Origin of the sequence: Cellulophaga baltica 18 (assembly GCF_000468615.2) — a bacterium.
GTDB lineage: Bacteria > Bacteroidota > Bacteroidia > Flavobacteriales > Flavobacteriaceae > Cellulophaga > Cellulophaga baltica.
The window spans coordinates 1,352,127-1,363,921 of sequence record NZ_CP009976.1 but is presented as its reverse complement, the minus strand read 5'-3'; the positions used below and the strand labels follow the sequence as shown (position 1 = coordinate 1,363,921).

General features: G+C 34.4%; 12 protein-coding genes. 1 reads left to right on the top strand and 11 read right to left on the bottom strand.

Annotated features, from left to right (window positions below):
- Positions 1-53: 53 nt before the first annotated feature.
- Positions 54-989 (bottom strand): endonuclease/exonuclease/phosphatase family protein, encoded by a 936-nt coding sequence (locus M666_RS05750; RefSeq protein WP_226989955.1) that lies wholly within the window; start codon positions 987-989, stop codon positions 54-56.
- Positions 990-1,192: 203 nt separating this feature from the next.
- Between M666_RS05750 and hflX the strand changes: the two genes are divergently transcribed.
- Positions 1,193-2,404 (top strand): GTPase HflX, encoded by a 1,212-nt coding sequence (gene hflX / locus M666_RS05745; RefSeq protein ID WP_025616179.1) that lies wholly within the window; start codon positions 1,193-1,195, stop codon positions 2,402-2,404.
- A gap of 671 nt (positions 2,405-3,075) precedes the next feature.
- Here hflX and M666_RS05740 read toward each other — a convergent pair.
- The 10 genes from M666_RS05740 to M666_RS05695 form a co-directional block, all read right to left on the bottom strand.
- Positions 3,076-4,005: a DUF3078 domain-containing protein gene (locus tag M666_RS05740; RefSeq protein WP_024482223.1), complete on the bottom strand. Its 930-nt coding sequence runs from the start codon at positions 4,003-4,005 to the stop codon at positions 3,076-3,078.
- 73 nt (positions 4,006-4,078) lie between these two features.
- On the bottom strand, positions 4,079-4,582 hold the full coding sequence (locus M666_RS05735; protein WP_024482224.1) for a DUF2480 family protein: 504 nt from the start codon (positions 4,580-4,582) through the stop codon (positions 4,079-4,081).
- A gap of 56 nt (positions 4,583-4,638) precedes the next feature.
- The gene (locus M666_RS05730; RefSeq protein ID WP_024482225.1) at positions 4,639-4,968 is read right to left on the bottom strand and encodes an SUF system Fe-S cluster assembly protein; all 330 of its coding nucleotides are present in this window, start codon (positions 4,966-4,968) and stop codon (positions 4,639-4,641) included.
- Positions 4,969-4,992: 24 nt separating this feature from the next.
- Positions 4,993-5,415: a SufE family protein gene (locus M666_RS05725; RefSeq protein ID WP_024482226.1), complete on the bottom strand. Its 423-nt coding sequence runs from the start codon at positions 5,413-5,415 to the stop codon at positions 4,993-4,995.
- A gap of 121 nt (positions 5,416-5,536) precedes the next feature.
- Positions 5,537-6,751: an aminotransferase class V-fold PLP-dependent enzyme gene (locus M666_RS05720; RefSeq protein WP_029447395.1), complete on the bottom strand. Its 1,215-nt coding sequence runs from the start codon at positions 6,749-6,751 to the stop codon at positions 5,537-5,539.
- A 138-nt stretch (positions 6,752-6,889) separates the two neighbouring features.
- Positions 6,890-7,462 carry an outer membrane beta-barrel protein gene (locus M666_RS05715; RefSeq protein WP_024482228.1) on the bottom strand — a complete coding sequence of 191 codons (573 nt, stop codon included), beginning with the start codon at positions 7,460-7,462 and terminating at the stop codon, positions 6,890-6,892.
- 167 nt (positions 7,463-7,629) lie between these two features.
- Positions 7,630-8,946, bottom strand: coding sequence for a Fe-S cluster assembly protein SufD (gene sufD / locus M666_RS05710; protein WP_025616184.1), 1,317 nt, complete (start codon positions 8,944-8,946; stop codon positions 7,630-7,632).
- 75 nt (positions 8,947-9,021) lie between these two features.
- Positions 9,022-9,774, bottom strand: a complete 753-nt coding sequence (sufC, locus tag M666_RS05705; RefSeq protein ID WP_024482230.1) for a Fe-S cluster assembly ATPase SufC — start codon at positions 9,772-9,774, stop codon at positions 9,022-9,024.
- A gap of 37 nt (positions 9,775-9,811) precedes the next feature.
- Entirely contained in the window at positions 9,812-11,257 is a 1,446-nt protein-coding gene (sufB, locus tag M666_RS05700) for a Fe-S cluster assembly protein SufB (protein ID WP_024482231.1), read from the bottom strand.
- Between the two features lie 62 nt (positions 11,258-11,319).
- On the bottom strand, positions 11,320-11,649 hold the full coding sequence (locus M666_RS05695) for a HesB/IscA family protein (RefSeq protein ID WP_024482232.1): 330 nt from the start codon (positions 11,647-11,649) through the stop codon (positions 11,320-11,322).
- Positions 11,650-11,795 lie beyond the last annotated feature (146 nt).

Sequence of the window (11,795 nt, the reverse complement as noted above, 5' to 3'; positions counted from 1 at the left end):
TAACGCATTTTATTCGACGAAATGCATTTATCGATTTTTTGTGCTTAATCTTCTTATTTATTGAATTTTAATTGTAAGTACACCGGAAAGTGATCACTATAACCGCCCATATATCGCCTACCCACATAGGTTCTAAAGGGGCTTCCTTTAAATTTACCTTTAAATTCTGTTAGAAAATGATCATCAAAAATATTGGAAGAATTATAGCTATGGGTCTTCTTCTCATAATTCAAAAAACTATGAGATATCAGGATTTGGTCAAACAGAGACCATTTAAATTTGTAGTTCGCACTACCTCTTTTAGGGGTTAAAAGCTTCTCCATAGGATTAAAAAGGTGCTTTTCTCCTACAAGTTTTTTAACGCTTGCGGTGTGGGGGCCATCATTAAAATCGCCCATAACAATATAATTAGGATTTGCATAAGTTTCCTCAAGCACATTCATAAACGCTACGATGGTATCTGCAGCTTTTATTCTTTTATATTCTGTTTCATCCCCACCATCACGACGAGAAGGCCAATGGTTAACAAAAAGGTGAACTTCCTCTCCGTTTAATACGCCACGAACGTATAAAATATCTCGCGTCATATCTTGTTGCCCATCCAAATTAAATACTTCAAGGGGTATCGCTTCTGAATGTAAAACCTTAAAAAATCGCTTATCAAATATTAATGCATTATCTATTCCACGCTCATCCGGAGAATCATAATGTATGAAATCATATTCGCAGGACGCCAACACGGGCTCCGCTAACAAGTCTTTTAAAACCTTCTTATTTTCTACCTCTACAACACCCACTAATACTGGAGGTTTACCAATAGCATCTACGCCAATTTTCGAAATAGTAGAGGCTAGTTTAAAAAGCTTGGATTTGTAGCGCTTAGGTGTCCATTGCAGTTTACCATTGGGTGTATAATCACTATCTAATTTATCGGGATGATCTTCGGTATCAAAAAGATTTTCTAAATTGTAGAATGCAATCGTGTGCATACTATCCTGTACTTTTTTCTTGAAGAATTTTGAGAAGAACATAAAAAGAAATGATGTTTTGTCTGCCTAGTGCAGTATCCTGTTATTGTATAGTTAAAGACATCATACAAAAGAGAATAGCAATTAATAATTTAATAGGCTCTTTTTCAAAAATACAAAATAGCTACACTAGTATTCCGTAAATTTGTACTTTAATTTGACATATGTTAGAACAAAAAGAAATAGATTATGAAAGAACGGTACTTATTGGTGTTATCAATAAGGATCAAAATGAACTTAAGGTTAAAGAATATCTGGACGAGCTAGAATTCTTGACCTATACTGCCGGTGGCGAAGTTTATAAAAGATTTGTTCAAAAAGTAGACTTGCCTAATCCTAAGACGTATATAGGAAGCGGTAAGATGAATGATGTGGAAGCTTATGTAGAAGAACACCAAATTGGTTGCGTTATTTTTGATGACGAACTGTCTCCTGCACAACAACGAAATATAGAAAAACAACTGAAGTGTAAAATTCTAGATCGTACACACCTAATTTTAGATATTTTTTCACAAAGAGCGCAGACTAGTTATGCTAGAACTCAAGTAGAGTTGGCGCAATATGAATACTTACTACCTCGCTTAACTGGTTTATGGACCCACTTAGAACGACAAAAAGGGGGTATAGGTATGCGTGGACCTGGTGAGACAGAGATTGAAACAGACAGACGTATTGTACGTGACCGCATCACTTTATTAAAGAAGAAGCTCCTAAAGATAGACCGTCAAATGGAAACCCAACGAGGTAACCGTGGCGCGCTTGTCCGTGTAGCTTTAGTAGGATATACCAATGTTGGTAAATCTACCTTAATGAATGTAGTGAGTAAAAGTGATGTATTTGCAGAAAACAAATTGTTCGCAACTTTAGACACTACTGTTCGTAAAGTAGTTATTGGAAACCTTCCGTTTCTTTTAAGTGATACTGTTGGATTTATTCGTAAGCTACCTACCCAATTGGTAGAAAGTTTTAAAAGTACCTTAGATGAAGTAAGAGAGGCAGATTTACTGCTCCATGTGGTAGATATTTCTCACCCTCAGTTTGAAGAGCACATTGCTTCCGTAAATAAAATTTTAGGGGAAATTGGAAGCGGAGATAAGAAAACTATTATGGTTTTCAATAAGATTGATCAATTTACACATGAAACTATTGATGATGATGATCTTATTACAGAAAGAACAGAAGAGCATTTTACCTTAGATGAATGGCGAAAAACTTGGATGCGTAAAGTAGGAGACCGCGCCTTATTTATCTCCGCATTGAATAAAGATAATTTAGACGAATTTAGAAAAAGAGTCTATGACGAGGTAAGAGATATTCATGTGACGCGTTTTCCGTATAACAATTTTCTTTACCCAGAGCATTTGGACGAATATTAGTGTAATTTTCCTACTTCATAAAAGTATGAAAATTGGTATTTAATCGAAGAAATGATACCGTTTACATTTTCGCAACAAAATAGTAGGGGTTGACAACATAAAAGTGGCACTTACGGTATTTGCTTCTATCTTTGACCTGTAGTTAACGTGTAGTGTTTACCCCAAGTTGCACTTTATGAATTAACCAAAAAGCATTGAGATTCCCAAATCATGTGCTTGACCTACGAAAGCTTATAAAAAATTATTAGTCCCCCAAGACTAGCTAAAAATGTAGCCTGTTTCGTTTAAGAAATTAAACGAAACAGGCTTTTTTGCATCCAAACATTTTAAGACTGCCCTTTTCGTTTGTAGGAAAAATAGACGCAATCTTACCGCTTGTCGGAAAAAATAAACCATTCATATGTTTTACAACAAAATAGGATAGCTTCACAACAAAATTTGCTCAAAATCTTAGCCTACTCACTACCTTTACATCATATTTAATAACGGAGTTTTTCCCCAAATTAATGAAGTTATTAAATTAAATAACCCGTGTAACGGTTCCCCAATCGAAGCACAGAATTAACAATAAGTATAGTTCCAAATCACCAAAGACCTACTTTACAAAGCAAAAAAACGCCCTTCTTACGAAGGGCGTTTTTTGTTATATTACGCTTTAAAGAAATACGTGTTTAGAACGAATAGTTCAAACCAGCCATCCAGTACGTTTGTAATTTATTGTCAACATCATCAAAGCTAGTTGCTGTTGCAGGATCTTGATTTAACGCATAATTAAGTGCTTCTTGTTTGTTGCTTCTTAAACCAAAGTCAAAACCAACTCCGATACCTTTCCATAATGTATAACCAAAAGAGTTTGTCCAAGTTACGTTAGACAAATCACTACTCTTGTAGCTTTGAAACATTGATAAGTTAGTCTTAAAGCTTATAGCACCAATTTTTCTAGTATAATCTGCTACTATTTTAGCACCTAAAGAAGATTCAAAAACAGAATCATCACCTTTACTAAATACAAAATTGTAGTTTAAAGGGTGAATTACCACTATTAAATCTTGAATTGGAGTCCATGTAGCACCAATACCTAAGTCCAAGTATCCTGGATCGTTAAAGTTGTTTAAAACCGTAGTTCTATACTCCGCTAACCCTGAAGCTGCTAAAGTTTTTGTAATGTTACGACCATATAATGACGTAAGTTGAAACACATCTGTAGTCGCTTCAAAGTTATCACTATCAGTTGGGTCATTCTTATCATCTAATTTTACCCAAGCAAAATTTACGTTTGCAGAGTTTCTCCAGAAGAATTTTTCTTCTTTAAGGTTTGCGAATGCATTAACTGTAAAGCCAATGTTTCCTGAGCTATTGTCTGGTGTTCCTTGTGCGTACCAGTTGCTAAAGCTAGAAATACTACCACCGATAGTACCAAAAGCACCAATTTTCCAACCTGGCATGGCATCAATTTGAGCTTGAAGCGCATCTACTTTACCTTGAAGGGCAGCAATAGAATCTTTTTTTGGAGCTTGTTCTGCTTTAAGCTCTTCAACAGTTTGCGAAAAACCTGCTGTGATTGCAAAACTTGCAACCAATGTGAATACTAATTTTTTCATAATTTAATGTTTAGTGTTTAAAATTTTGAAGCGCAAATTTACTAATAGAATCGATAAATCAGCGCTCAAACACCTATTTTCTTTTAAATAATGGCACAGAAGAGCAGGCCTCACCATACATTATACTCCTTGCAACGGTCTGTATTTTCGCAGTTGCTTGCAAGTATGCATTGGCAGGAACAGGTTTTTTACTACATCCTTTTATAATCACCGGAAGGTCTTTAAAAGGAGTAACATCTATATGCTCTATAATGGTTTGATAGAGGGAAGTTTCTAAATCTTCCAAACTACCTACCACCACCTTTTTAGCAAAAGGCTGAAGTCTCGTGGTAATAAGCATATAAGCCCAGCCAGGAATAATAGCGTCTGTTGAGCAGGTTAGTGCTACGAACACATCTTGATACTGGCTCCAATCATGTTGTTCTATTTCTGCCCTAAAATCTTTCTCACGAAGAATAAAACCTTCGTAAAGCCAATCTTTAATATCTAAAAGTACGCGCTCCCCTTTTGGGTAGAAATCTTCTAAATCAAAAGTTACAAGCTTACTCTCAGAAACCTTATTTATTATTTCATCCATAAAACTGAATTTAATACCATCACAGTGAAAAAAAAAGAATTAAATGCTTCGTAATCTTAAAGCATTCCTAATTCTAATTTAGCTTCTTCACTCATTAATTCTTGTGTCCATGGTGGATCAAAAGTAATTTCTACCTCTGCATCTTTAACAGCATCTAAAGATTTTACCTTCTCTTCTACCTCTGCAGGCAATGATTCTGCCACAGGGCAGTTTGGAGAGGTTAAGGTCATTAGAATCTTAACTTCATTGTCTTCATTTACAAAAACATCGTATATTAAACCTAATTCGTAAATGTCTACTGGTATTTCAGGATCATAGATTGTTTTTAACACAACGACTATTTGTTCTCCTAATTCTGCTGTATCTATTGTTGCTTCTTCGCTCATCTTTAAAATTTTAAGGTTTTATAATTAACCTACTTGCGTTTGATACGCAATTGCGTATAATTTTATTTGTTTTATCATGCTTACTAATCCATTGGCTCTCGTAGGGGACAAATGCTCTTTCAACCCTATTTCGTCAATAAATGCAGTATCTGCGTCGATAATATCTTTAGGCTTTTGGTTGCTAAATGCTCGGATTAGAATAGCAATAATTCCTTTGGTTATAATAGCATCACTATCTGCCGTAAAAACGAGTTTATCGTCCTCTAAATCTGCGTGCACCCAAACTTTACTTTGACACCCTTTGATAATATTATCCTCTGTTTTGTATTGTGATTCAATCAAGGGTAAAGATTTCCCTAAATCTATCATATACTCATAACGTTGCATCCAATCATCAAACATTGAAAACTCATCTACGATATCGTCTTGTATTTCTTTAATGCTCATGTTTTAATATTTAATTTGCCTTACCCTGAAAAGGGTAGCTTAAACTATTGTACAAAAATACAATAAGTATTCATTGGTTTCAGTTGCTTAATAAAATGATTAAAGTATTGCTACAAGCGCACTACTCCAACATAGATTTCGCTTTTTTAACGGCTGCTACCAAAACATCAACCTCTTCTTTGGTGTTATAAAAACTAAAGCTGGCTCTCACAGTGCCAGGTATTTTATAGAAGTCCATAATTGGCTGTGCACAATGATGCCCTGTACGAACTGCAACCCCTAATTTATCTAATATTGAGCCTATATCATAAGGGTGTATTTCCCCTACATTAAAAGAGATCACCGCTGTTTTTTCTTTGGCAGTACCATAGATTTTTAATCCGTCAATCGCTAACAATTCTTCTGTAGCATATTCTAAAAGCTCATGCTCATAAGCGGCTATTTCGTCAAAACCAATGGCATTCATATAATCTAAGCCTGCTCCCATTGCAATACCTCCACAGATATTAGGAGTGCCTGCCTCAAACTTATGCGGAAGATCTGCATAGGTTGTTTTTTCAAAAGTTACCTCAGCAATCATTTCCCCACCTCCTTGGTATGGTGGTAATTTATTTAGCCACTCTTCTTTTCCGTACAATACTCCTGCGCCCGTTGGTCCACAAATCTTATGAGCAGAAACCGTATAAAAATCTGCGTTTAATGCCTGTACATCTGCTTTAATATGTGGTGCCGCTTGCGCCCCATCTATAAGCACCGCTGCACCCACTTTATGTGCTGCATCGATAATTTCTTTTATAGGATTTACGGTTCCCAAAGCGTTAGAAACGTGGTTACAGAATACTAGCTTTGTTTTATCTGATAATAACTCATGATAAGCACTCAAAATAAGCTCCCCATTCAAGTTCATAGGAATCACTCTTAAAATGGCCCCAGTACGCTCACACAACATTTGCCAAGGCACAATATTAGAATGATGTTCCATAGCAGAAACAATGATTTCGTCTCCCTTTTTTATTAGCGATGAAAAACCATTAGCTACAATATTAATACTATGGGTGGTTCCTGAAGTAAAGATAACCTCATATGATTTTGCCGCATTAAAATGCTTTTGAATCTTTATTCTTGCTTGCTCATATTTATCTGTCGCTTCCTGAGATAAAGCGTGAACACCACGGTGAATATTTGCATTATAGTTGCTGTAATAATCTACAATCACATCAATCACCTGTTGCGGTGTCTGTGATGTTGCTGCATTATCAAGATAAACCAAGGGTTTTCCATTAACTTCCCGTTTTAAAATTGGAAAATCTTTACGAATTTTAGTAACGTCTATCATAGCTCAAATAATTGAATACAAAGATACCGACTAAAGCTTAGATAACATTAAAAATTGACTGGTTTCTAAGGAATATGGCCACAAAAAAAGGCTCAAGAATATACCTTGAGCCTTTTTAAATTATTGTATTGATTGTGGTTAAAACCTAAAACCTACACCTAATTTTAAGGTGCTAAATTCATTTATTTTATATTCTTTAGCATCTTCAAGAAAAATAACATCATATTGAATTTGAGCAAAAAATGATTTCGTAATGTCATAGCTAGTACCTAGTACAAAATTGAAGCCCTTATTGTCAACATCATAATCAAAATCACCAAAATTACTACTAGTACCCTCAATCTTTGTATTTACAAAAGAATAGCCAAGTCCGACACTAGGCCTAAGTTTTTCAAGCCCCGGAATACTTACCTCTCCAAAAATCTTAGGTTGTATAAAATAATTTTTAGTTTTAGAGGGGCTTCCAAAGGCATTATCTTCATCGTTTTCTGTAAATAGGCTACCATTAATACCCACGCCTATTTTTACTATTTGTAAATCAAGAAAACGATACTTTAAACCTATATCTAAAATACCATTACTAAGAAATCCATCATTCAGGGACGTTGGATAACTAGCCTCCACACTAAATTTTTGATCAGAATCATCTTGCGCGGTTAATGAAATTGAAACCAATGCAAACGAAATTAGTAGTAATAATTTTTGTTTCATGTTTTTTGTATTTAAGTTGTTTTTATAGTTCCCAAATTTGGATAATAAAACAACACAAATAGACTATATGCGCTATAAAAAATTGTTAATTGGCTAATTTTAAGAAAAAAGCCTCGCATCTTAAAAATAAGATACGAGGCCTGTAACGTATTATCTATTAAATCTAATTACAAATCAAATCCAAGATTAACTCCCAATTTGTTGGCAATTAGCTTATTAATTCTTGTTTTAAGCTCTGGAATGCGAACGCTTTCTAAAACATTATTTGCGAACGCATACATTAATAAAGCCCTAGCCTCCTTTTTAGGAATACCACGGGACTGTAAGTAAAACAATGCATCTTCATCTAACTGACCAATAGTACAGCCATGAGAACACTTAACATCATCTGCAAATATCTCTAGTTGCGGTTTTGTATTGATAGAGGCCTTATCACTAATTAAAATATTGTTGTTTTGCTGAAAAGCATTGGTTTTTTGAGCCAATTTTTCTACGATAATTTTACCGTTAAAAACTCCCGTAGAACTGTCTCCATAAATACCTTTATAATCTTGGTGACTTTCACAGTTTGGCTCTATGTGATGTACCAACGTATGGTGATCTACATGTTGTTTATCTCCTAAAATAGTAACCCCTTTCATGGTAGAATCTAAATATTCACCATTTTGATAAAAGTTAAGATTATTTCTAGTCAACTTTCCACCAAAGCTAAAAGTATGAAATTTCACATCACTCTTATCTTTCTGATCTACATAGGTGTTATCAATCAATGAGGCATTTGCTGCATCATTTTGAACCTTGTAATAATCAACAATAGAACTTTTAGCTGCAAATATTTCTGTAACACAATTGGTTAAAACTTCGTTTGAAGTTAAACTCTGATGACGCTCAATAATTTGAACCTCAGCATTTTCTTCTACGATAATTAAGTTACGTGGCTGCAACATTAAAGAAGCTTCATTACCGGTTGCAAAATGCACAATCTCAATGGGCTTCTTCGGCATTTTATTCTTAGGAATATAAATGTACGCCCCTTCTTTACTAAATGCTGTATTTAAGGTAGTAAGTGATTCATCTTTAGAAGCCACTTTATTAAAATACACATCAATAATTTGCTTGTACATTGGCTTATTTAAAGCAGAACTCATTAAGCAAATATCTACACCGTCATGGGTGGTTTCCGATAAATTTGAGCTAAAAATACCATCTATAAAAACAATTTTATAGGTATCAATTTCATTGATAAAGTACTTTTTTACTTCTTTGTATTCAAGCGCATTTAATTCTTTAGGAAAAATACTGAAATCTACTTTCTGTAAACTATTTAAAGAAGTGTATTTCCAAGCTTCTTCTTTTTTAGAAGGGAAGCCTTTTATCTCGAAATTCTTCATAGCTTCCATACGCACTTCATGAACAGGATGATCTACATCAACATTGTTCTCAAAGGCCATGAATGAAGAAATTAATTTATCTTTTAAATCCATTATTATAAGTATTAAGTATGGAGTATTAGGGTAATAAATGATAAGGACATTTACTAGGTAATACTATTTACTTCTTTAAACTACAGCTTCATTTTTAATCCAATCGTATCCTTTTTCTTCCAATTCTAGCGCTAATTCTTTACCACCAGATTTTACAATTTTTCCATTGTGTAGAACATGAACAAAATCAGGAACGATATAATCTAACAAACGTTGGTAGTGTGTGATTAAAATTACAGCGTTGTCTTTACTCTTTAATTTATTCACCCCATTTGCTACAATACGTAATGCATCAATATCCAAACCAGAATCTGTCTCATCTAAGATGGCTAATTTTGGCTCTAACATTGCCATTTGAAAAATTTCATTACGTTTTTTCTCTCCACCAGAAAAACCTTGATTTAGCGAACGAGATAAAAACTTACGGTCTATTTCTAGCATTTCAGATTTCTCACGAATTAATTTCAGCATATCTTTTGCTGGCATATCTTCTAATCCTCTTGCCTTACGCCCTTCATTAATAGCTGTTTTCATGAAGTTAGTTACAGATACTCCAGGAATTTCTACAGGATATTGAAAAGAAAGAAAAATACCTTTATGAGACCTTTCTTCTGGAGAAACATCTTCTAAATCTTCTCCTTCTAATATAACTTGACCTTCAGTAACATCAAACTCTTCTTTCCCTGCAATTACAGAAGATAAGGTGCTCTTACCAGAACCGTTAGGCCCCATAATTGCATGAACTTCTCCTGCTTTAACTTCTAAGTTAATTCCTTTTAAGATTTCTTTACCTTCTACACTTGCATGTAGGTTTTTTATTTGTAACATCCTGATTGTGATTTAATATCTTTTCCTAATTATTTTTTTATCCTACTGAACCTTCTAAACTAATTTCCAATAATTTCTGTGCTTCAACAGCAAACTCCATTGGTAGTTTATTTAAGACCTCTTTACTAAAACCATTTACGATTAACGCAATAGCCTTTTCTGTAGGAATACCTCTTTGATTGCAATAGAAGATCTGATCTTCACCAATTTTACTAGTGGTAGCTTCATGTTCTATTTGCGCCGTTTTGTTTTTAGCTTCAATGTATGGGAACGTATGTGCACCACATTCATTACCCATCAATAGTGAATCACACTGCGAGAAGTTACGCGCATTGTCTGCTCTACTATTAATTTGAACTAAACCACGATAGCTATTTTGAGATTTACCCGCTGAAATACCTTTAGAAATAATAGTACTTCTTGTGTTCTTCCCTAAGTGAATCATTTTTGTACCCGTATCTGCCTGTTGGTAGTTATTGGTAACAGCTATAGAATAAAATTCTCCTATAGAATTATCTCCTTTTAAAATACAAGAAGGATATTTCCATGTTACGGCAGAACCCGTTTCTACTTGCGTCCAAGAAACCTTTGCATTTTTCTCACACAATGCTCTTTTGGTGACGAAGTTATACACCCCACCTTTACCTTCTTTATTTCCAGGGAACCAGTTTTGTACGGTAGAATATTTAATTTCAGCATCATCTAAAGCAATAAGCTCTACAACTGCTGCATGCAATTGGTTTTCATCACGAGATGGCGCCGTACAACCTTCTAGGTATGATACATAACTACCTTCATCTGCAATTACTAAAGTTCTTTCGAACTGACCCGTACCTGCTTGATTAATTCTAAAATAAGTGGATAATTCCATTGGGCAACGAACACCTTTTGGAATGTAACAAAAACTACCATCTGTAAAAACAGCAGAATTTAATGCTGCATAAAAGTTATCTGTTGTGGGAACGATAGAACCCATATATTTTTTCACCAATTCTGGATGCTCTTGAATAGCTTCTGATATTGGCATAAAAATAATTCCTTTTTCTCCTAAGGTCTTTTTAAACGTAGTTGCTACAGAAACAGAATCTACAACAATATCTACTGCAACATTTTGAAGCTTCTTTTGCTCATCTACAGAAATCCCTAGTTTTCTGTACATCTCCAATAATTCAGGATCTACATCATCAAGAGATTTATTAGGATCATTTTTTTTGGGAGCAGAATAATACGATATAGCTTGAAAATCTGGCTTTTCATAATGAACATTTGCCCATTCTGGTTCCTCCATTTTTTCCCAAACACGATATGCTTCAATACGCCAATCAGTCATCCATTCTGGTTCGTTCTTCTTTTTAGAAATAGCACGAACAATATCTTCATTTAATCCGATTGGGAATGTATCTGACTCTATATCTGTATAAAAACCGTATTCATATTCTTTGGTTTCTAATTCTTTTTTTAGCTCTTCTTCTGTATATGCCATAAGCCCATTTTACTTCCCCAAGGGGAAATTTAATTTTCTATTCTATCTATTCTACACTTAGTTTATAATGAAAAACTTTCGCCGCAACCACAGGTGCGTTGTGCATTAGGGTTGTTAAAAACAAAACCCTTCCCGTTTAGTCCTCCAGAATATTCTAATACTGTTCCTGCCAAATAAAGAAAACTTTTCTTTTCTACAATAATTCTTACATTATTATCTTCAAATACTTTGTCTGTCTCCCCTATTTTATCATCAAATTTTAGCTCATAGGATAGTCCGCTGCAACCACCACTCTTTACGCCAACGCGTACATAGTCCTTTGTTGCATCAAAACCCTCATCTTCCATAAGCGAAATGACTCTTTTTTTTGCCGTCTCCGATACCTGAATCATATTAATTGGATTTGTTCTAAATAATTTACAAATATAAGGTATATGTCGCTTTTTTCCATATTAACTAACATATATATAATACATGACACCATAATGCTTCTCTATACCGAGTTTTATAAACGTTTATATCTCGCTAGTTTATCTGT